General features: G+C 62.7%; 13 protein-coding genes. 11 read left to right on the forward strand and 2 right to left on the reverse strand.

What is annotated here, in order from left to right; genetic code table 11:
* Position 1: 1 nt before the first annotated feature.
* The 4 genes from BO1_RS15670 (at position 2) to BO1_RS51290 (ending at position 4,184) form a co-directional block, all read left to right on the forward strand.
* Entirely contained in the window at positions 2-655 is a 654-nt protein-coding gene (locus tag BO1_RS15670; RefSeq protein ID WP_028218355.1) for a DUF4214 domain-containing protein, read from the forward strand.
* A 57-nt stretch (positions 656-712) separates the two neighbouring features.
* Positions 713-1,366 (forward strand): ABC transporter ATP-binding protein, encoded by a 654-nt coding sequence (locus BO1_RS15675; protein WP_028218356.1) that lies wholly within the window; start codon positions 713-715, stop codon positions 1,364-1,366.
* Between the two features lie 297 nt (positions 1,367-1,663).
* Positions 1,664-3,709 carry a CDP-glycerol glycerophosphotransferase family protein gene (locus BO1_RS15680; protein WP_167338352.1) on the forward strand — a complete coding sequence of 682 codons (2,046 nt, stop codon included), beginning with the start codon at positions 1,664-1,666 and terminating at the stop codon, positions 3,707-3,709.
* Positions 3,696-4,184 (forward strand): adenylyltransferase/cytidyltransferase family protein, encoded by a 489-nt coding sequence (locus tag BO1_RS51290; protein WP_043285010.1) that lies wholly within the window; start codon positions 3,696-3,698, stop codon positions 4,182-4,184. Before BO1_RS15680 ends, BO1_RS51290 begins: the two co-directional genes overlap by 14 nt.
* Positions 4,185-4,297: 113 nt before the next feature.
* On the opposite strand, the gene BO1_RS15690 is transcribed toward BO1_RS51290, so the two are convergent.
* Positions 4,298-5,089: an ABC transporter permease gene (locus BO1_RS15690; protein ID WP_028218358.1), complete on the reverse strand. Its 792-nt coding sequence runs from the start codon at positions 5,087-5,089 to the stop codon at positions 4,298-4,300.
* 58 nt (positions 5,090-5,147) lie between these two features.
* Positions 5,148-6,284, reverse strand: coding sequence for a hypothetical protein (locus BO1_RS15695; RefSeq protein ID WP_407669953.1), 1,137 nt, complete (start codon positions 6,282-6,284; stop codon positions 5,148-5,150).
* 385 nt (positions 6,285-6,669) lie between these two features.
* Here BO1_RS15695 and BO1_RS15700 point away from each other — a divergent pair, with 385 nt between their 5' ends.
* From BO1_RS15700 to BO1_RS15730, 7 genes are read left to right on the forward strand one after another with little or no spacing between them, the layout of a single operon-like run.
* On the forward strand, positions 6,670-7,875 hold the full coding sequence (locus BO1_RS15700; RefSeq protein WP_028218360.1) for a capsule biosynthesis protein: 1,206 nt from the start codon (positions 6,670-6,672) through the stop codon (positions 7,873-7,875).
* Complete coding sequence (locus tag BO1_RS15705) at positions 7,868-8,662, forward strand: SDR family NAD(P)-dependent oxidoreductase (RefSeq protein WP_028218361.1); 795 nt, start codon at positions 7,868-7,870, stop codon at positions 8,660-8,662. Before BO1_RS15700 ends, BO1_RS15705 begins: the two co-directional genes overlap by 8 nt.
* A gap of 1 nt (position 8,663) precedes the next feature.
* Positions 8,664-10,202, forward strand: a complete 1,539-nt coding sequence (locus tag BO1_RS15710; protein WP_028218362.1) for an LTA synthase family protein — start codon at positions 8,664-8,666, stop codon at positions 10,200-10,202.
* A complete protein-coding gene (locus BO1_RS15715; protein WP_028218363.1) occupies positions 10,199-17,854 on the forward strand; it encodes a type I polyketide synthase in 7,656 nt (2,551 codons plus the stop codon). Before BO1_RS15710 ends, BO1_RS15715 begins: the two co-directional genes overlap by 4 nt.
* A complete protein-coding gene (locus BO1_RS15720; RefSeq protein WP_028218364.1) occupies positions 17,851-18,783 on the forward strand; it encodes a UDP-3-O-acyl N-acetylglycosamine deacetylase in 933 nt (310 codons plus the stop codon). Before BO1_RS15715 ends, BO1_RS15720 begins: the two co-directional genes overlap by 4 nt.
* A 36-nt stretch (positions 18,784-18,819) precedes the next feature.
* Positions 18,820-20,169, forward strand: coding sequence for an aminotransferase class I/II-fold pyridoxal phosphate-dependent enzyme (locus BO1_RS15725; protein ID WP_028218365.1), 1,350 nt, complete (start codon positions 18,820-18,822; stop codon positions 20,167-20,169).
* 10 nt (positions 20,170-20,179) lie between these two features.
* Positions 20,180-20,923, forward strand: coding sequence for a GNAT family N-acetyltransferase (locus tag BO1_RS15730; RefSeq protein ID WP_156992272.1), 744 nt, complete (start codon positions 20,180-20,182; stop codon positions 20,921-20,923).
* The last annotated feature ends 690 nt before the right edge of the window (positions 20,924-21,613 follow it).

Here is a 21,613-nt window from a genome sequence, read left to right on the forward strand (position 1 = left end):
CATGTATTCAGCAGTTGAGACTATCAAGGTTAAGGCGATCAAGGGCTCGAATATCCAGGGTTGGGCGGTGCCCGCCGAAGGTGCGCGCTGTGCTTGCCTGATGTTTTATGCGGCTGAGACACTCGTGGCCGCCGCGCGAGCGGACCGTTTCGATGCGGAAGCAGCGAGGGTAAAAGTGCGCGATGGATGGTGCAAATTCGACATCACGCTGTCGCAGAAACATTTCGTGCTAGCGGATACGCTTAGCGTGCGATGCGCCGTAAGTGCGAACGAACTTACACGCATTGGTTTTTCTGATCTGGAATTCGATGCGGCGCCGAAGCTTGCGCACACGACTCCAGAGGCCATCATTGCTGCGCAGATCGATCAGCGTTATACCGACTGCACGCCGTTCGAGCCGCTGATCGAGCGCTTCGCTCAACGATTAAATGAGGATGAGTTCGTTGCGTTCGCGTATCAATTCGTGCTCGAGCGCCGCCCCGACCTCGTTGGGATTGCGCACTATCGTAAGTTTGCAAAGTACCAGCCGATGACCATCATCCGCGAGCTGATGCAATCGGAGGAATACAAACAAAAGCGTACCCCGGGGTTGATGGGTGTGTTCTCGCATGGCTTTCCGCAACTGCCGCTCTTCCAGTCCGGGGCCGCCAGATGAACGGGGCGAAAAGTGCGCGAACACATTTGACCACATTGTGGCAACGGTTGGCGAGTCATGCTTGAACTGTGCGATGTCCGCAAATCCTACTCGACGCGCCAAGGACACCGTGCCGTTTTGAACGGCATCAACCTGCAAGTGGGGCGCTCGGAAAAGATCGGCATTCTGGGCCGCAACGGCGCGGGGAAGTCGACGCTGATTCGTATGATCAGTGGCGCGGAACTGCCGACTTCGGGTCGCATTGACCGCCGCATGCGCGTTTCATGGCCGATCGCTTTTTCGGGTGGTTTTCAGGGCAGCCTGACGGGCATGGATAATTTGCGCTTTATCTGCCGCATTTACGGGGGCAACGCAAAGGCCGTCGAGCCCTTTGTTCAGGAATTCTCGGAGTTGGGCTATTACCTGCGCGAGCCGGTCAAGACGTACTCGTCCGGCATGCGCGCGCGCCTCGCTTTCGCTATCTCAATGGCGATCGATTTCGATTGTTATCTGATCGATGAGGTGGTGGCAGTTGGAGACAAACGCTTCCACGAGAAGTGTTATGACGAACTCTTCGTCAAGCGCAAGGATCGTGCTTTCATTATTGTCAGCCACGATTCAAATTATATTCGCGAGCATTGCCAGCGTGCGGCCGTGCTGGTCAGCGGACGCCTGCATCAGTTCGATGACGTGGATTCGGCGATGGCGTTCTACGACGCACAGGCCGCCTGACTGCATCATGCGCTCAGAGATAAAGCATCGTGCTCGACAACCGGCTCGCATCGGGCGGTATTCTTTTGCGGTGACGACAGGGGGACACGAGAGGAACGATGGCGAGTGGTTGAAAAACTGCCCTGTTTCCGGCTCCAAAGAGTTGCGAATAGCTGACAAGTCGCGACAAAAATCAAGAAATTTGTTATGTTAATGAAATATTTCTCATTAACATCGATGTCACAAATGTCTTCTATGTTATCTCGGCTCGTCTCCCGGTACTTTGTTCGAGATGTCATTGCAGACGTATATCGCGGGATGACTGGTCAGACGCCCGACGCCGAGCATCTTGAAGAGCTCGTAGAGCAGTCGAAAGGCGATGGACTCGCGCAGGCCGTGACGCAAGTCGCCGAATCCCCTGCGGCTTTTGAAGCTTTTTTCGGTCGCCATCGTGACATCCTGATCGAACGTGCCACGAATGGCGATTTGATTGCATTCCTCCTGCAGTTCATGGCTTCCGGAGCGCTCCGGAAGCAGATGTCGTTGCTTCACGACACCGAGATATCCGAAGTCGCAATCAGTAAGAGCACGCAATCGGTGGATCTTGCAACCCGCAATTTACTCATCGAAGCTTTTGTGTCGGAAGGAAACCTTTCCGGCATACTCGACATGCTCGCTGAGAGCATGCCGCTCCAGCGCGCGGTGTTCTCACGGATTGTCGACCAGTGCATTCATCAATTGTTTCGTGGCCTGTTGTTCCGGGCGCCGATGCTAGAAGAGCTCGACCACTTTCGCGGCTTGTTGCGCGGCCCTGAAGATCTGGGCGTTGCCGTTGTCGCGCTGATCGCCGCGCAAACGACAACACAACTCGGCCCTGCGGTCAGCCGTCTGGTGCACCCGGCCGACGCGGTCAGCGGTGTGATCGGCGATGGGCCTCTTGAATCTGGAGAAAGCCTGCGCTTCGGCACCGGCTTCTATTCGCTCGAGGACGACTTTTGCTGGTCGTCGAGTTCGAGCGAGATCGTAGTTTGTGGCGACGTGACTATTTATCTCGCATGTAACTATCTTCAGGCAGGGCAGCAGCGTGTCATTTCGGTTTTCGACGGACACGTTACGCAAACACTTGTAATCGACAACGCATACGGCTGTCACGAAATCCGCTTTACTGGCCACATCGCGCGACAAGTCACCTTCAATTCCGATGGTGCTTGGTGTCCGCAAGCGGACGGACAGGGCGACGACGATCGTCAACTTTCTTTTCAGCTTTATCGGCGAGAGCCGGCTGAAAAATTCGTGCATCACGATTCCTCTACTGCCGGTTCGATCTTGCTGTTCGTAGCTGACGATCGCAAGGAAATAGATAGTATCCAGCCGATCTACAAACGGATGCTGGCAGAGCATTTCAATGTGCTATTTGTGAATTGTGCGGACGCCATTCATCGCACGGCTCTCGACTATCCTTCGATTGCGGGCTATGTCATTTCCTCGGCCGCGACCTATATCAAACTCGTCAACGCCGGTTGTCGCGGCAGTTTTATTTATCTCGAGCACGGTGTTTCGCCGCTCAAACGGTATACCTACGCAGCTCATTACCAGCGCTATGATTTGCTGCTCATGCCTGGGGCACTTTGGCGTGACCGGATTGTGCGCCTGTACCCTGAGCTCGATGGCCGATGCGAAGTGGTGGGCTACGCGAAGCTGCAAAATCCGCGCAAGATAGAACCACAGGCACGAGCTGCGTGGTGCGAAAAACTCGGTCTCGATCCCGGGCGCCAAATTATTCTCTTCGCACCTAGTTGGAGCGACGGTGACGAGCGCTGTGGCATTTTTAATTTGCGTTCGTTTGACAAGAATGAAAATGTCTTCACGATTCCACATGACGGCGATATGAATTTCGCACACACCTTGCGTGAAATTGGATATCGAATATTGCGGCCGGCGACCGGGGAATCGATCAGCGATTATTACCATCTCGCGGATGTTCTCGTTTCAGACATTTCGTCTACGGCAATTGAATTTGCTTCGCTTGGCAAGCCAGTGATTTGCCTCGCCCTTGATTTCGTGCCGGATTTCGACATGAGCTATATGGACGGAGCAGGACGCTTGCGGGTACCGCATAGCGAATTCGATTGGGACTTCTGTGAGTGGGCCAAGCCTGAGGAACTCGGGTACGTGCTGGAGCGCGTGAAGGCCGGCAGTCTCGACGGCCAGGAACTGAAGAGACGTAGCGAACGAGTTAAACAATGGGTCGACTGCGCCGAAGAGGCTTCCGTTGAGAAGAGCGTCAAAGCAATCGAACAATTCTTTAAACAAAAGCGGGAGGCGAGTTTTCCGCGCAAGGGGACCAGCAATGACAGAGTCTGAAACTGAAAAGATCGTTTTGACCTATGGCACGTTCGACATGTTTCACATAGGTCATCTGAACTTGCTCAAGGGCGCACGTGCACTGGGTTCACGCCTGGTCGTCGGCGTGTCTGACGACGAATTCAATGCGCAGAAAGGTAAAGACACATTTGTGCCGTTCGCAGACCGCGCAGCGATCGTCGCCGGAATGCGCTACGTGGATGAGGTGTTCGCGGAATCTTCGTGGGAGCAGAAGCGCGACGACATTCGTCGCTGGAATGTATCTGTGTTGGCAATGGGTGACGACTGGGCGGGCAAGTTCGACGATCTTCAGGACGTCTGCCGCGTCGTTTACCTGCCGCGTACCATCGGCATTTCGACGACCGACATCAAGTCGATTTCGCGCGGGCGCATTCGTGGCGAGCTTGAAGGCGTTATGAGCGGCGCAGAACGCCTCACAAAGATGGTGGGATCGATGCTCGGCCATTTCGAATGACGGGCGTGTGATCTGCTGTTAGATACGCTTTGCCAAGAGGCGTGGATGATTTTGTCGAAGAAAGGACAGGCTGGGCACAAACGGACTCCAGCCTGTAGCCTTTGAATCTCCGCCTATTCTGGCTCGACGCGTTTGCTCGCGTCACGTACGAGCATGAGGGCCACGAGCCAGACCAGCAGATCGCATACGACCATGTAGAACGGGTTGTAATGTGGCTTCACCGCATTTCCGAAATAGCCGCCGCGTAGCATTTCGGTGCCGTGAACCATAGGAATGAAGAGCACCACCTTCTGGAACGCAGGCGGTAGCCATTGCACCATGAATACCGCACCCGAAAGTGGAAACATGAGATAGGAAACTGTGTGCCAGATGCGGTCCGCGGTTTCGCTGCGTTCGCTGAGCGCACCCACCGCGAGACCCAGACCCATGCCCCAAAAGCATAGATAGATCCATCCAGCGATCATCATTGCCACGTCGTGCGGTGGCTCCATCAGTCCGAACATCATGAAGAAGAGCGTCAGGAAAACGAAGGAGAGGCTGGCACCCGTCAATTCGAGCAAGGCTCGCGCAATAAACAGATCGATTACGCGAACGTTGCGATGATAGAGCAGGCTTTGATTTGGCACGATCGCCAGCGCGCAGCGGCCCACGGTGTTACGCCAGACCAGTACGCTCGAATAGCCAGTGACGGCGAAGGCGGTAATGGAAAGGGTCGAGCCGTGCGTCGCTTTGAGAATGGTCCAGAGTCCCGTGACACCGAGCGTGAACATCATCGGCTCGAAGAAAATCCACAGAAAGCCGACGTTGTGCCGCCCGTACCGAGTGAGTACTTCGCGCATCAGTAGCGCCTTGACGACGCGGATCTGGATGCTCAACGAGCGCGTCAAAGGTGTCGAGTGCTGCATTGCGATTAATCAGATAGGTAGCGAGTGCCCTGCCGAGCGATGGACGGGGTCTGAGAGACTAGTCGTGGTGTTCGCGGACGCCGGCGATGAGCAGGCTTAGCACCCCCCATGCAATTATCCCCAGCGCGAACACCACGAAAATGTTCTTCAGCCGTTTGGGTTCGATAGCGACATCCGGCAAATTCGGCTGTACGAGCCGTTCGAGATAAAGCTGCTTTCGTTCCGCTTCTGCGCGTGCGTTGTCGAGCGATGCCATGGCGGTTGCAAGCTGCTTTTCGGCAAATTGCGCGTCGAGTTGCAGGCGCGCGTACTTGGCCGCCTTCTCCGAAAGCGAGTCGTGACTGCCTGCAACATTCCCCGTCGCTGCGTCGATCTGTTTCTGTAGCGCCGCGATATCTATCTTGAGTACCGGAATCTGCGGATTTTGCGGTGAAATCGATTGCAACTGTGCGAGTTGTGTCTGGGCCGCGAGCAGTTGCGTCTGCAGTCCGGTGACCTGCTGGAGTTGGAGTGCCGATTGCCTGTCAGGATCGAATACGGCATATGAGTTGCGATAGGCGGCGAGTGCTGCGGCCGCGTCTTGCGCCTTGGTAGCGGCGATATCCACCTGACGCTGGGCGAATTGCACGGTGTCGGTCGCGGCGCGCACGTTCATGCGGTTTACGAGGCGCTCGCCCAGTTGCAGCAGCATTTCGTTGATATGCGTGGCGTCATTCGCTGAATAGGCGCGGACCTGAAGCGTCGTGATGCCGGAGGTCGTATCCAGTTCGACGTCGACGATGCGCCGGTTGTAATATTTCCACAGCGACTCGAAATTGTTGTCGAAACTGGTATGAAAGCGGCTCACTATGTCGCCGCGTCTCGCGAATGCGTTGAGTAGATAGTTGTGCTGGTTGAGCTCGCGGAGTGCGTCACGCGATTCAATATAGTCGATGACGGGATATGTATCGTCCTGTGAGCGTGTGAGCCCGCTGCCCTGAAGCAGCGCGCCGACGACGCTGGTTTCCGTTTGCCGTTCCGCACTGCGCACCACGAATCGCGACTCGGAAACGTAGACGTCCGATGCGATGGTGCCGTAATAGGCCACCGCGAGTGTTGTTGGCAGAATCACCGTGAGTGCGAAAAGTCGATTGATGCCTTTCAGTTTCGCAACAATCCCGCGCTTATTATTATTTCCCGTTGGCGTGGTCGCCAGACTGCCAGATACGTTATCCAACTCTATTCCAGGCTGATGTGGCCGCGCTGCATGCACCTAAGGCGCGATTACTTGCAGTGTGGCGAGAAGGTCAAAGGCGCTGTACCAGCGCATATGTGCGAACCCTTGGTGTCGATTCGCACTCGGCGAATTATGAGTCTGTGATCGCCTGATTATAGCGAGCGAATAGCAATGTAGCCATCTCCCAACACATGATTCTTTTTTTGGGGTCGCCTATGTTGATTTTTTCTGCTATGCGGTATTCTCTTTCCCCATCGCTGGACCAGCGAAATCTTCTATAACAAGTAGTTTCACCTCTACGAGTTCATCGGTCGGGTGCTTGTCGGCGCTCGGGGTGGGGCGCCTATGCCGTAATTTCATTCACATGTGTCGTTCCTTCCTTGCGTTGCAAGGCGCGGCTTCTCCCTTCTTTGGCCATATCGCTGATGCGCTGCACCTTCGCAGGCATTCGGTGCGCAGGGTGAACTTTTGCGGTGGCGATCTGATTTACGCCGGACGCGAGCAAGCCTGGAATTACAGCGGAGCAGCAAGTGAAGTGGGCAATTGGTACCGTGAAATCATAGAGCGCCATGATTTCACGGATGTCCTGATGTTCGGCGACTGCCGTGAGATCCATCGGCCGATCCACGCTCTTGCCGAAGCCGCCGGAGTCCGTATACATGTATTCGAGGAAGGCTATGTGCGGCCACACTGGTTGACGCTTGAGCGCTACGGTGTCAATGGGCGCTCGAAGTTGCCGCGCGAGCCCAACTGGTATATCGAGCGCCGTGCTGCGACACCTTCGAGCCCCCTCGGAGTGGCCACCGGTTATAACCTGCGCGATCGTGCTTGGCACGATATCCGTTATCGCGCAGCAAATTCATTATTCTTCGCGCGTTTTCCTCACTATCGAAGTCATCGGCCACACAATGGGTTGATCGAGTATATGGGACTCGCCCAGCGTGCGATGCGGCAGAAAGGGCACGACCGCGAAGCGGAAACAATCACGCGCGCGGTGTTCGCGACAGGGTTCCCGTATTACCTGTTCCCACTGCAGTTGAATTCGGACGCGCAAGTCGTCGTGCACTCGCCGTTCGACGGTATGCGTGCTGCCATTGAGCAGGTGCTACGGTCGTTTGCCGGGCACGCACCTTCAGGCGCATTGTTGGTCGTCAAAAATCATCCCCTCGATACCGGCGTGATCGATTATCGGATGTTCACTGCGCGCCTTTGCAAGGAACTCGATATTGCGCATCGCGTGTATTTCATCGACGCAGGGCATCTACCGACCTTGCTTGAGCGCGCGCAAGGCGTCGTCGTCGTGAACAGTACGGTGGGACTATCCGCGCTGCATCACGGTTGCCCCTTGATCGCATTGGGCACTGCGATTTACGACATGACGGGCCTCACCTGGCAAGGAGGGCTCGATGCGTTCTGGCATGGCGGTACCGCACCCGACAAGGCTCTGTATCAAGCATTTCTCGACTACGTCGTGCATCACACGCAGATCAACGGTGATTTTTACACGAAGAGTGGTATCTCGATGGCCTTGCCGGCCATCGTCGCGCGCCTGGAGGCTGCCGATGTGTAGCGCTGCGCATCGCCATATCGTTATTACCGGCGCAAGTGCGGGCATTGGTCGCGCGCTGGCGCTCGCGTATGCCCGAGGGGGGCGCGAAGGGCTCGTGCTTGGGCTGCTAGGCCGCGACCGGCAGCGCCTCGAAGCATGCGTGACACAGTGTCGCGCGTTGGGTACGAAGGTGCTATCGGCGGTGCTCGACGTCCGCGATGCTGCCGCAATGCGACACTGGCTCGAAACATTCGACGCCGCATATCCCATCGATCTGTTGATCGCCAACGCCGGCGTAGCTAGCACGCTGGTGCACGCCGACGATTGGGAGGCGCTCGAACGGGCGGCCGCGATCGTCGACACCAATTTTTACGGCGCGATGCATTCGGCGCTGCCTGTCATTGAACGTATGCGCGCACGCCGCAATGGCCATATCGCGCTTGTCAGTTCGATCGCCGCGTTGCGTGGCATGGCCATTTCCCCCGCGTACTGTGCGAGCAAAGCTGCACTCAAGGCATGGGGCGATTCGGTGCGCCCGGTGCTCGCGCGAGACGGCATTCGCGTGTCGATCGTGCTGCCTGGCTTCGTCAAAACGGCGATGAGCGACGTGTTCCCTGGTGAAAAGCGGTTCCTCTGGACCGCCGAGAAAGCGGCCGCTCACATCCATCGCAAGCTCGATGCACGGCGCGCGGAGATCGCGTTTCCAGGCCTGCTCGTGTTTGGCATGCGGCTGCTTGCGCTGCTGCCCGCCGCGCTTGCAGACGCCATTCTTGGGCGGCTTTCCTATCTTCCGCACAAGGAGCGCTAGCGTGAGCTTGCCAATTGCGCTCACGTTCATCGTCGCCGCAGCGCTTTCTTTCGGTGCCGACGCACTCGCTGTGCCGCGCGCCACTTGGCGACGCGCACCGTGCGCGCTGGCGCTGCATGTCGTGAGCGCAGTTTTTCTCGCGTGCCTGCTACTTGCGCTTGCGCGCCGTCCTTATTTCGCGGCTGGCCTTACGCTCGCGCTCGTTGCGCTCGCGAGTGCCGTGAGCAATGCCAAATACGCGTCGCTGCGCGAGCCGTTCGTCTTCACCGATCTGAGCCTTTTCAGTCAGCTTTTTGCGCATCCGCGTCTGTATCTGCCGTTCCTGAGCGCGCGTACGGTTTTTGCCATCGTTGTAGGCGTCTTCGTCGTCGTGGGCAGCTTTTTCCTCGATTTTGCGGTGCCTGCCAATGTGGTTCTGAACTCGGCAGGCGCTGCCGCGCTGTGCCTCGCGCTGGGTTACACGCTCGCCGCGCGACTGCCACTCGGGCTCGAGCCGCTCGACGACCAGCGTCGTCACGGTTTCTTTGCCGTGTTCGCAGCCTATCTGCTCAACGGTCTGCGGCGCGCGACGTTCGCGCATCTGGCGCGCGTGCTTGCCTCAAGCCCGTTCACGCGCGCGCGCGGACCCGCGAGCCGTCCGGACGTCATCGTGATCCAGAGTGAATCTTTCTTCGACGTACGCACGCTGAACACGGCCATCGATCTATCGGTCCTCGCGAATTTCGACGCGGCACGTCGCGATTCGGTTGCACACGGCGCCCTCGATGTGCCCGCTTGGGGTGCCAACACCATGCGCTCTGAATTTGCGCTGCTCAGCGGCGTGCCGTCCGCAGCGCTCGGCTACGCGCGCTTTTATCCGTATGCGTTCGTGCGGCGAGCCAGCGCTTCTCTTGCGCGCTGGTTTCGGTGCATTGGCTACGCAACGCTTGCGGTTCATCCGTACTACGCCGATTTTTTTGGCCGCGAGCGCGTTTTTCCGCTTTTGGGGTTCGAACGTTTTCTCGACATTCGCGCATTCGCCAAGGCTCCGCGCGCAGGTCCGTACGTCGCTGATTCGGCGGTCGCGGATCGTATCGTGCAGGAGCTGGATTCGTCGCGTACACAGCCCGTGTTCATCTTCGCGATGACGATGGAAAACCACGGCCCGCTGCACCTGGAGCGTGTCGAAGCAGGCGAGGCCGCGAACTACCACTCGCTCGGCGACGACCCAGCGTGGCGTGACCTCACCGCGTATCTGCGCCATGTAGCGAACGCCGACGCCATGATCGGGCGCTTGCTGGCGTATTTGCGCGCCCGCCGCCGCGACACCGTGCTCTGCTTCTACGGCGACCACGTGCCCGCGCTGCCTCACATATTCGATCGGCTCGGCAAAGTACCAAGCCAAAGCAACTACTTCATCTGGCGGAATTTCGGAGATCATTCCGCCGCGAAGCAGGACTTGCCCATCGAGAATCTCGGCGCCGCTGTGCTCCAGGCCATGGGGGCCGCGAAAGCGCGCGACGTGTCGGCCGGCATGTCGGAGAGAACAGAAAAGATATGAACAGCAAGATCGCAATCGTCGGCATGTCATGCCGGTTTCCTGGGGGTGTTCAGGGGCCGGAGGAGTTTTGGAATTTGCTGGAGGGCGAAAAAGACGCCATCACGCAGATTCCCGCAGACCGCTTCGGCACCGAGTTCTATCAGCATCCGTCAAAGCGCGAGCCTGGCAAGAGCTACACGTTCGCCGCGGGTGTGCTCGACGACGTCGCGGGCTTCGACGCTGCGTTCTTCGGCATCTCGCCGCGCGAAGCGACGCAGATGGACCCGCAGCAGCGCCTCTTGCTCGAGCTGAGCTGGGAGGCGTTCGAGGACGCGGGTGTGCGGCCGAGCGAAATGCGAGGCCGCGCGTGCGCGGTGTTTGTCGGCGTGGCGAGCTCCGACTACGGCAATCGCAGCATGGACGACCTGAGCTCGTTGGACCCGTACTCGGCCACGGGCAACACGCTAAGCATCGCGTCCAACCGCATTTCCTATCTTTTCGATCTTCGCGGCCCGAGCATGTCGATCGACACGGCATGCTCGTCGTCGCTCGTCGCGCTCCATCAAGCGGTCAAGGCGCTGCAGACCGGCGACGCCGAGATGGCGCTCGCGGGCGGCGTGAATCTGCTCCTGCATCCCTACGGTTTCGTGGGTTTCTCGAAGGCGTCGATGCTCTCGCCGCGCGGCCGCTGCCGTGCGTTCGACGCGACCGGCGACGGCTACGTGCGCTCGGAAGGCGGCGCGATCGTCATCCTCAAGACGCTCGAGCGCGCGCTTGCGGACGGCGACACGATCCACGCCGTCATCGCAGCTTCGGGTGTCAACTCGGATGGCTACTCACAGGGCGGCATCAGCGTGCCGGGCGCGCCCACGCAGGCCGCGCTGCTGCGCGAGGTCTACGGGCGCGCGGGCATTGATCCCCATTCGGTTGACTATCTGGAAGCGCACGGCACGGGTACGGCCGTTGGCGATCCGATCGAGGCCCGCGCGCTGATCGAGGTCGCGGGCGCTGGGCGCCCGGCCGAGCGTCCGCTGCTCGTCGGTTCCGTGAAGACCAACATTGGCCACCTTGAGACGGCCTCGGGCATGGCGGGTCTCCTGAAGGCAGTGCTGTGTCTGAAGCATCGCGCCGTACCGCGTTCCCTGCATTTCGAAGCACCCAATCCGAATATCGACTTCGGGGGCGGCCGTCTGCGCGTAGTCGACCGCTACACGTCGCTCGACGAGCAGAGCCGGCCACTCGTGGTCGGCGTCAATTCGTTCGGCTTTGGCGGCACCAATGCGCACGTCGTGCTGACCGAGGCGCCTGCCGCCCTGGTCACACAGACCGCGCAGTCCGATGCGCTGAAAGCGCACGCGGACGATAAACCGTTCGCGCCGCTGGTGCTTACCGCGCGTTCGCCGAAGGCGATCTCCGCGCTGGCAACGCGTTATCTGCAGCGTCTGGACGCGGGCGTGCCCTGGCGCACGCTCGCGGCGGCCGCTGCGCACCGCCGTCAATGGCTCGAGACGCGTGCCGTCGTTGCACCCGCAACCATGGAGGAAGCGCGCGCATCGCTGGCCGCGCTCGCGGCGCGCACGGAAGAAGTACTGCCCGGCGCCGTGGTCGAGGCACAGGCTGTGCAAGACGATGCGCCCGTCACTTTGCTGTTCTCGGGCAACGGCTCGCAATGGCCGCTGATGGGCAAGCAGTTGCTCGCGGAAGACCGCGAGTTCCGCGCCGCCGTCGCCGAAGTGGATGCGATCTGGCGTGCCGACGGCAGCGATTCGCTGCTCGCCTTGCTCGAAGCGGGTGCCGACTCCACCGTGCTCTCCGCAACCGAATACGGCCAGCCGCTTCTCTTCGCAATCCAGGTGGGCATCGTGCGAGTGATGCAAGCGCGCGGCTTCGCATGGGGCGCGTGCGCGGGCCACAGCGTGGGCGAGGTCGCGGCGGCGTGGGCTGCGGGTGCGCTCACGCTCGAAGACGCCGTGCGCGTCGTCAAGGTGCGCAGCCGTGCCCAGGCGCTCACGCGTGGCACCGGCCGCATGGCCGCCGCGGGCATCGGCGAGGCGAGGGCGCGCGAGCTGATCGATCAGCTTGGCCTTGCCGCCGACGTCGAACTCGCGGGCATGAACAGTCCGCAGTCGGTCACGCTCGCGGGCTCGCTCGCGGGGCTAGAGGCGATACAGGCCGCGCTGCAGCCGGAAAAGGCCTTCTTCCAGCTCCTCGATCTCGACTACGCGTTCCACAGCCACCACATGGATGGCATCGAAGCGATGGTGCGCGAGGGGCTAGCGGATCTTCATCCCGTCGAAGGCACGCACCGCTTCGTCTCCACGGTGACGGGCGCGCCGCTCGAAGGCTCGGCGCTCGACGCCGCGTACTGGTGGCGCAACATCCGCGAGCCGGTGCGCTTCGGCGACGCTGTCGCGCAACTCGCACAGGCGGGCGCACGCCTTTTCGTCGAAGTCGGTCCGCATTCGATCCTGCGCACGTACGTGAAGCAGTCGCTTGATGCGCTCAAGATCGCGGGCGCCACGCTCGCGACGCTCAAGCGCCAGCACGACAGCGAGGCTACGCTGCAGCGTGCGCTGTTTTCGGCGCTTGCGCACGGTGCGCGTGTCGACCTCACACGTCTCGTGCCGCCGGCTGACGCTGCCGCAGCCACTGCCGCCACGCTACCGCGCTACCCATGGCAGCACGAGCGTTACTGGCTGATGCCCACCGTCGAGGGCTACGGCCTCGTGAACCGTCGCCGCGAGCATCCGCTGCTCGGCTACCGGCTGCACGAGCATGCCTTCGCGTGGGAAAACCAGATCGATCCGGTGCGCCTGCCGTATCTCGCCGTTCACGTGGTCGACGGCGGCGTGACGTTCCCTGCCGCCGGTTTCGTGGAGATGGCGCTGGCCGCCGCGCGCGTGTTTTTCGCGACCGACTCTTGCGCGCTCGAAAACATCGAGATTCGCCAGCCGGTGGTCTTCCAGGCGCAGCACGCGAAGCGCTTACGCCTGAGCATCGATGCGCGTACCGCGGCCTTCACGATCGAAACGTGCGATCGCATGAGCGGCGACGCGTGGTCGACGAACGTTGTCGGCCGCCTGCTCGCGAGCGGCAATACGCTCGATGCCGCAAGCGCTGTCGACGCGCACATGCTGCAGACGCTTGCGGCGCAGCCCGCCATCGACGCACACACGCTCTACGCCGCGACCGAATCAATCGGATTGACCTACGGCCCCGCGTTTCGCCGCGTCCTTTCCGTGCGCGCCGCGGGCGAGGCGGTGCTGGCCGACCTGGCGGCGCCGCAGGTCGCCGACGATGCCGCTCTCTACCGTCTGCATCCGGCCTTGCTCGACAGCGGCTTCCACCCGCTTTTCGCGCTGACGAGTGCCCACGGTGGCGATCGCGCGGCCTGGCTGCCGGTGCAGTTCGGCCGCATCGACTATTTGCGCGGCGACACGATCCGGCAGGTGCTGGCCGTGGTCGAGCGGCGCAATCCGCATTCGGTCGTCGTCTCGTTCCATTTCCTCGACGCCGCAGCGCGCGTGGTCGCGCGCCTCGCGCAGTGCCGTTTTCGCCGCGTCGATCTGCACGCGCGCCGCCATGCCGCGCCTTCGCACTATGCCTATCGCCTCGAAGCTCGGCCGCTTGCAGGCGGCTTCGACGCTTCGGCGCTGCCCGCGTCGGCCGCGTTGCTCGGCGAGGCGCAAAGCGCGCTCGCCACGCGCGACGCGCAAGGGCGTCGCGAGATGCATCTGACTGAAGTGCTGCCGCTCATCGACGTGCTCGCGAGTGGCTACGCACTGCGCGCGCTGGATGCGATCGGCGCGTTCGTTGCCCCGGCGCTGCCAGCGACTCCACTTCCGGCGCTCACGGCGCGCCTTGCGGGAATGCTCGTCGAGGACGGCCTCGCGCGCTGGGACGGCGATCGTCTCGTGCGCGACACCGAAGCGTGCGAGGCGTTGCCGCCCGTCGACGATCTGTGGCGCAGCCTGCTCGAACAGTCTCCCGCGCACGTCGCCGAGCTGACGCTGCTCGCGCATTGCGGCGCGGCGCTTCCGGCACTCCTCGCGGGGGAGATGAAGCCGGAGCAGTTGATGTCGCCGACGAGCAACAGTCTCGTCGAGCACTTTTTCGAAGCGTCGCCGACGTGGTCGCACGTCCGTGCGCTGATTAGCGCGTTCACGGCGTGCGCGGTGACGGCATGGCAGGCTCCACGACGTCTGCGCGTACTCGAGATCGTCCGCCTGGACGTGGAAGTGCCGCGTCCGCTCGAGGTTGCGCTGCCGGTCGGGCGCTGCGACTACGCGATTGCTTGCACGGCGCCACAGCAGGCTGCGCTGGCGGCCGAGGGTGGACACGCCGCACGGTTCGTGGCGCTCGGCACGGGTGAGCGCCTGACGCTCAAAGCCGATGACGACGCACCCTACGACGTCGTGATCGCGAACCAGCTGCTGGCTGGCCAGCGCGACCCGCTCGCGGCATTGACCGCGCTGCGCGGCTGGCTCGCTCCGGGCGCGTTCGTCGTGTTTGCGGAACCGCGTCGCGGCCGTTTCGCCGATCTCGTGTTCGGTCCGTCTCGCGCTTCAACGCCGGCGCCGCCTGGTGCAGCCCAAATCGTGAGCTTGTTCGACGCGGCGGGTTTCACCGATGTCGTGTCGTACGCGGAGCAGGGCATGGAGATCGAGGGCGCGCCCGCGCTGGTCGTGGCCCGCGCTCCTTCGCGTGCAACGGCAGACGAAGCGCGGCTTGCGTTGCTGAATGCATCGGACGCGCAGGAGACTCTCAACGCGCCCTGGTTACTCGTCCATGCGGGCGACGCAGCCGATGCGCGGGTCGATGGACTCGCGTTCGCACTGCGTGCACGCGGCGGTGACGTTGAGATCATTGCGCAGTCCACGGTGGCACAGACGCTGCACGCGGCGAGTGCTGCGCGCGGCGGTGCGCCGCTGCATCTCGTGTTCATCGCGCCCGATGTCGTCTTGTCTGTCGATGTGGACGGCGCTGCCGTCATGCAGGCGCAACGCGCGACGTCGATTGCGCTCGCGCGGCTCGTGCGCGAGCTGGGCGCGGGTGGCTTGCCGGTGCAGTTGAGCGTGGTGACTCAGGACGGCGCACCTTTCGCGTCCGGCACGAGCTCTACGCCTGACAGCACGCCGCGCCGCCCCGAGCAGGCGACGCTCTGGGGCTTGGGACGTGTGTTGGCCAATGAACATCCCGAACTCGGTTGCCGTTTGATCGACGTTTCGTCGGCGTGCGCAGACCCGTTCGTCGCGCTCGCGGACGAATTGCTCTCCGCAGACGCCGAAGAGGAAGTGCTGCTTACTGCCCACGGCCGCTTCGTGCCGCGCATGCTGGATGCCGCCGAGGCGCAACGGCGCGACGCGCCATCCGGCTCCCGTGGCGAACAGCCCGCCATGCTGGCCTTCGACACGCCCGGCTCGCTGCGCAATCTCGAATGGTTTGCGTTGCCCGAGCGCGCGCTAGAAGCCGACGAGGTCGAAATCGAGCCCGTCGCGACAGGCCTGAATTTCCGCGACGTCATGTATGCGATGGGTCTGCTCTCCGACGAGGCCGTGGAAACCGGCTTCGCGGGTGCGACGGTGGGCATGGAGCTGTCCGGGCGCGTGACGCGCGTCGGCGCCGACGTGACGTCGTTCAGCGCCGGCGACGCGGTGCTCGGTTTCGCACCGGCGTCGTTCGCCACGCGCGTCGTCACGCGCGCGGGTGCGATCACGCGCAAGCCAGCCGCAATGACCTTCGAAGAAGCGGCGACTGTCCCGACCACGTTCTTTACCGCGTGGTACGCGCTCGTCGAGCTCGCTCGATTGCGCCGCGGCGAGCGCGTACTCGTGCACGGTGCGGCGGGTGGCGTGGGCATCGCCGCAATCCAGCTCGCGCGCCATCTGGGCGCCGAAGTCTTTGCTACCGCGGGCAGCCGCGAGAAGCGCGAGTTCGTCCGCCTGCTGGGCGCGGACCGCGTGTTCGACTCGCGCAGTCTTGCGTTTGCCGACCAGGTTCGCGAAGCCACGGGCGGCGCGGGCGTCGACGTCGTGCTCAACTCGCTCGCGGGCGAGGCGATGGTGCGCAGCATCGACACGCTGCGCCCGTTCGGCCGCTTCCTCGAACTGGGCAAGCGTGACTTCTACGAGAACAGCCACATCGGTCTGCGGCCGTTCCGCAACAACATCAGCTACTTCGGTATCGATGCCGATCAGCTCATGGGCGTGCTGCCCGAGCTGACGACGCGCCTGTTTGGCGAAGTCATGCAGTGTTTTGGCGATGGCGTGCTGCATCCGCTGCCGTATCGCGTGTTCCCGGCCGCGCATGTCGAAGAGGCGTTCCGCTACATGCAGCAGGCGCGCCAGATCGGCAAGGTGCTCGTCGGCTATCCGGCGGGTACGCCTGCACCGACACGCGGCGCAACCCACGCCGATGCGCTGCGCCTCGATGCGAACGGCGCTTATCTGGTGATCGGCGGCACGGGCGGCCTTGGTTTCGCAAGCGCGCGCTGGATGGTCGAGCGGGGGGCGCGTCACCTGACGCTAGCGAGCCGCAGCGGCGCGCTCAATGAGGAGGCGCGCGAGGAGATCGCGCGCTGGCGCGAGGCGCACGGTGTGCAGGTTCATCTGGCCTCCTGCGACGTGACGGACGCAGCGGAGGTTGCGTCGCTGGTCGCTCAGATCGCTGCGCGCGGCACGCCGCTCAAGGGCGTGCTGCATTCGGCGATGCACATCGACGACGGCCTCGTGCGCAATCTCGACGACGCACGCTTCGAAGCCGTGCTCGCACCGAAGCTGGCGGGCGCGTGGAATCTGCATCGCGCGACGCAGGGCTGCCTGCTCGACTTCTTCGTCGTGTATTCGTCGGCGACGACCGCGCTCGGCAATCCGGGCCAGTCGAACTACGTGGCCGCCAACACCTTCCTCGAAGCGCTGGTCGAAGCTCGTCGCGCCTCGGGTCTGCCTGGCACGTGCATGGGCTGGGGGCCGCTCGCTAACGTGGGCTTCCTTGCACGCAACGAGAAGACACGCGAGGCGCTGCAGTCGCGTATCGGCGGTGTGTCGATTACATCGGACGAGGCGCTCGCGGCGCTCGAGCGCGTGCTGCTCACGGGCGGCGCGGGCGAGGCTGTTGTGAGGCTCGACTGGCAGGCGCTTTCGCGCGGCATGCCGGCAGCAAAGGCTCGCCGCTACGCCGCGCTGCACGCGCACGGCGACAACGAGCCCGCCCTCGAGCGCGGTGACCCGCTGCGCGAGCGTGTGTGCGCGTTGCCGCGTGACGAGGCGCTCGCGCTCGTCGAAGAGACGTTGCGTTCGCAGATCGCCCGCATCCTGCACCTCGCGCCGGAGCGTGTGGCGCTCGACACCTCGGTGCTCGACATGGGCATGGATTCGCTGATGGGCATGGAGCTCGGCATGGCGGTCGAGGAAGCCTTCGAGGTCAAGCTCTCCGTGATGGCGATCGCGGAGGGCGCGACGGTGCATTCGCTTGCCGTGCGCATTGTCGATTCGATTGCTTCCGCCGAGGAGGTCGAAGCCGGCGACCCGGCCGCGCCGGTCGCCGCTTCCGCGCAGCAAGCGCAAAGCGCATCGGCTGCGCTTGCGCTTCTCGCCGGCAAGCACGCGCTCGATGCCGAAATGCCGGCGTTGCTCGCCCAACCCGGCGCGCCCGTGGCAGAGCTGACCCAATGAGGACGCCGGCGGGTTGGGGGAGCACCGAGGGCACGCTCGCACGCGAACTCGTCATGGCCGGGCACGGGCTGCACACGGGCCGACGCGTTCAGGTGCGCATCCGGCCAGTGGCCGAAGCGGGACACGGTATCGTGTTCCGGCGCCTGCATGCGGGTCGCGAAGTTGCAACACTGCGCGCCGATCCGGCGTTGCGCGAGGCGCAGCCGCTGTGCACGATGCTCCGCGCGCGTGAAGGAGCGAGCGGGGGCGCGAACGCAGGTCCCGGCGTGCGCACGGTCGAACATCTGCTTGCCTCGCTGCTCGTGTGCGGCATCGATCACGCGTTGGTCGAACTCGACGCAGAAGAAGTGCCGATTCTCGACGGCAGCGCCGCGCCCTGGATCGATGCAATGCGTGCGTGCGGGCGCACCGCGCTGGCGCGCCCCAAGCGTTTTCTCCGCGTGAAAAAGGCCATCGTGGTCGCAGGCGGTACGGGCGCGCAGCGCCGCGAGATGCGCATCGAACCGTGTGATCGCTATGCGATCAGCGTCCGTAACGACCTCAAGGGTTTCGGCGACATGCTGTGGGAGGGCGATCTCACGCCCGAAGTGTTCGCACGCGAGATTGCGCCGTCACGCTCGTATGGGCGCCTGAAATGGGCGCTGCCGGCCATCGTCGCCGGCTACGTGAAGCGCACGCCGATCCTGCGCGGTGCGCGGATATCGTGCACGGCGTCGATCGTCGGCAATCGCGTGATCGGCGGCATGCGCATGCCGGACGAATTCGTCCGGCACCGCGTGCTCGACCTCGTCGGCGATCTCGCGCTTGCCGGCGCGCCTTTGCTCGGACGCGTAAGCGCGCTGCGGCCGAGCCATGAAATGAACTACAGGCTGTTGTCCGCGCTGCTTGCTGACGACGATGCGTGGGAGTGGGAAGAGTGCGCGGCGTAGTGGTGTCCTAAATAACAACCGGGGTAAAGGCAGCAGATGGGAATGGGAGACCAGATTCGCAAGCAACTTGCGGCGGCGGCGCTCAAACGTCAACTCGAGCGCGTCTCAGGCGAGGCGCAGGCGCAACTGGACGGCGCGGCGCCGCAAGTTGGCGCACGCACGGGCGTGGTGGCGGATGCGTCCTGGGACGCGCGTGCGCGTTTCGAGGCCATGCCGCTGTATCAGCAAGTCAAGCTCATGAAGCAGATGGGCGAGACGTTGCGCGTCGAGTCGCCGTTTTTTCGCGTGCATGAAGGCATGGCCGGTGCGACGACGACAATCGGCGGGCGCGAGTACGTCAATTACGCGAATTACAACTACCTCGGCCTCGCTTCGGAACCTTCGGTGATGGCCGCTGCGCAGGCCGCGATCGGTCGCTATGGCACGTCGGTTTCGGCGAGCCGCATGGTGGCGGGAGAGCGGCCAGTGCAGCGCGAGCTTGAACGCGAGCTCGCGGCATTCTACGAGACCGAAGACTGCGTGGCGTTCGTGAGCGGTCACGCCACCAACGTAACGGTGATTGGCGCCTTGTTCGGTCACGGCGACCTGATCGTGCATGACTCGCTCGCGCACAATAGCATCGTGCAGGGCGCGCAGCTGAGCGGCGCGAAACGGCTCTCGTTCGCGCACAACGACTGGCGCGAACTCGACAGCCTGCTTGCGCGCGTGCGCCATGAATACCGCAACGTGCTGGTCGTGCTCGAAGGGCTGTACAGCATGGACGGCGATTATCCAGAGCTCGAACGCTTCGTCGAAATCCGTCGCCGTCACGGCGTGTTCCTGATGGTGGACGAGGCGCACTCGCTTGGCGTGCTGGGCGAGACGGGACGAGGCATCCGCGAGCACTGCGGTGTGCCAGCATCCGAAGTCGATCTGTGGATGGGCACGATGAGCAAGACGCTCGCAGGCTGCGGTGGTTTCATCGCGGGCTGCCAGCCGCTCATCGACATGCTGCGCCATCTCGCGCCAGGTTTTCTGTACAGCGTCGGGCTCGCGCCCGCGCTTGCAGCGGCTTCGCTTGCCGCCCTCGAGCGTCTGCGAGCAGAGCCCGAGCGTGTGCAGGCACTCAAAGCGCGCGGCCATCAGTTTGTGCGCGAGGCGCGCGCCGCAGGGCTCGATACCGGAACCAGTGCGGGCTATGCCGTCGTGCCGGTCATCACGCGCAGCTCGCTCAAGGCCGCACAGTGGGCGAATGCGCTCTTCGATGAAGGTATCAATGTGCAGCCGATCTTCTACCCGGCGGTGGAAGAGCGCGCTGCGCGGTTGCGTTTTTTCATCTGCTCAACGCACCAACCAGAGCAGATCACCCATACCGTTGCGACGCTCGCACGCATAGCGAAACGCTAAAGGAAGAACAATGACAATCGAGGCTCCCGTATCGCACACCTCGTTTGAGGACGCGACGGACGCGCACGCCGAATCGCCGATATCCCGGCGTGCGCCAACGCTGACACGCGCGTTCACGTTCCGTCCCGCGCGCGTGAGCGACGCGACGGCGTGTGCGCCGCTCGTCTTCGCTTCAGGTGAGCACGAGTTCGAATTCTTTCTCGGCGCGCCACGCGAGGAATGCATCGCATTTCTGCGGTACGCGTTTGCGCTTTCGGCGGGGCGCTTTTCGTGGCGCCGCCATGAAGTCGCTATCGACGCACAGGGGGACATTGTGGCGGTACTCGCGGCTCACGACGGCCGCCGCATCTTCGCCGACGATCCGCACATTGTCTGGACACTGCTGCGTTACTTTGGCATTTTGCGCACCGTCCCCATGCTGCTGCGCGGCCTCGTGCTCGAAACGGAGCTGCCCAAGCCGAAGCGAGCGCAAACGCTCGTCGCGCATTGCGCGACACGTGCCGGCGCGCGCGGAGCGGGCGTGTTCACGGCACTCTTCGAGCATGGGCTTCGCGCGGAACAAGCGGTCCAGCGCGGCCTCGAAGCCGCTGAACGCGAAATCGTGCTCGATGTCCTCGTGAGCAACACCCGGGCGATGGCGCTGTATCGGCGCCTCGGATTCGTCGAACTGCCACGCAGGCGCTCGCGTTCGCGGTATTTGCCGGCGCGGCTCGAGTCAGTGCGCATGCGGCTGGCGTCGCGTCGTCCGGCATGACGCGTGCGTGGAGGAGTCACGGCCGCAGTGTGTGGTATGGGTAAGCTGCTCGCCAAGGCTGCCGTGGCCGCTGTGGCGTGCGTCCGGTTCCGGTAAACTTCGGGCGCGTCAATGCCACTCGCGTGAGGCAGTTGCGAGAAGCGCGCTCTTGGTGCGCCACTGACCCACGCCGGCCGGTACCTCTGCGCCATCGGGCCAAGCTCCGTTCTCTAGCAGCCCTCCTGATTTTCCAGTGCCTCGGCGAGAGCGTTTCCTGCGTTTTTTCGCTGCCCGTTCCCGGACCCGTGATCGGCAGGCTGTTGCTGTTTGCATTCCCAATGTTCCGGCCCAGTGCGGCCGAATCGATCGAGCCCACTGCGCTCGAGCTACAGCACGACCTTTCGCTGCAGCGTGAAGTTTCGCGAAGGCCTCATGCCGTTAGCGAGGCTGGCGTTGGTGCGACGCTTCATGCTGAGTTCGGGCGCGGTGTGGCGAAAGTTGCAATCTGCGTGCTTCGAGGCCGCGTTTCCCTGAAGAGCCGAGCTTGTAATGCGGACACCGCTAGCGCGCCCTCTGGTATGGACAGCTCTGGCGGTTACCCGGTCGGATATCGGGCTGGAAGGGGATTCCGATTCCAAGATCAGCAAGCATCCCGTTTATGCGCCTAAACGGAAATGTCCCATTCGCGCGCTAGTCCAATCTTTTTACACG

The sequence above is a fragment of the Paraburkholderia oxyphila NBRC 105797 genome (genome assembly GCF_000685075.1).
GTDB classification, from domain to species: domain Bacteria; phylum Pseudomonadota; class Gammaproteobacteria; order Burkholderiales; family Burkholderiaceae; genus Paraburkholderia; species Paraburkholderia oxyphila.

What these genes read in the sequence shown, in the direction of transcription:
- BO1_RS15670 (WP_028218355.1), top strand. Translation starts at nt 2, where the DNA reads ATGTATTCAGCAGTTGAGACTATCAAGGTTAAGGCGATCAAGGGCTCG.
- BO1_RS15675 (WP_028218356.1), top strand. Translation starts at nt 713, where the DNA reads ATGCTTGAACTGTGCGATGTCCGCAAATCCTACTCGACGCGCCAAGGA.
- BO1_RS15680 (WP_167338352.1), top strand. Translation starts at nt 1,664, where the DNA reads ATGACTGGTCAGACGCCCGACGCCGAGCATCTTGAAGAGCTCGTAGAG.
- BO1_RS51290 (WP_043285010.1), top strand. Translation starts at nt 3,696, where the DNA reads ATGACAGAGTCTGAAACTGAAAAGATCGTTTTGACCTATGGCACGTTC.
- BO1_RS15690 (WP_028218358.1), bottom strand. Translation starts at nt 5,089, where the DNA reads ATGCAGCACTCGACACCTTTGACGCGCTCGTTGAGCATCCAGATCCGC.
- BO1_RS15700 (WP_028218360.1), top strand. Translation starts at nt 6,670, where the DNA reads ATGTGTCGTTCCTTCCTTGCGTTGCAAGGCGCGGCTTCTCCCTTCTTT.
- BO1_RS15705 (WP_028218361.1), top strand. Translation starts at nt 7,868, where the DNA reads ATGTGTAGCGCTGCGCATCGCCATATCGTTATTACCGGCGCAAGTGCG.
- BO1_RS15715 (WP_028218363.1), top strand. Translation starts at nt 10,199, where the DNA reads ATGAACAGCAAGATCGCAATCGTCGGCATGTCATGCCGGTTTCCTGGG.
- BO1_RS15720 (WP_028218364.1), top strand. Translation starts at nt 17,851, where the DNA reads ATGAGGACGCCGGCGGGTTGGGGGAGCACCGAGGGCACGCTCGCACGC.
- BO1_RS15725 (WP_028218365.1), top strand. Translation starts at nt 18,820, where the DNA reads ATGGGAATGGGAGACCAGATTCGCAAGCAACTTGCGGCGGCGGCGCTC.
- BO1_RS15730 (WP_156992272.1), top strand. Translation starts at nt 20,180, where the DNA reads ATGACAATCGAGGCTCCCGTATCGCACACCTCGTTTGAGGACGCGACG.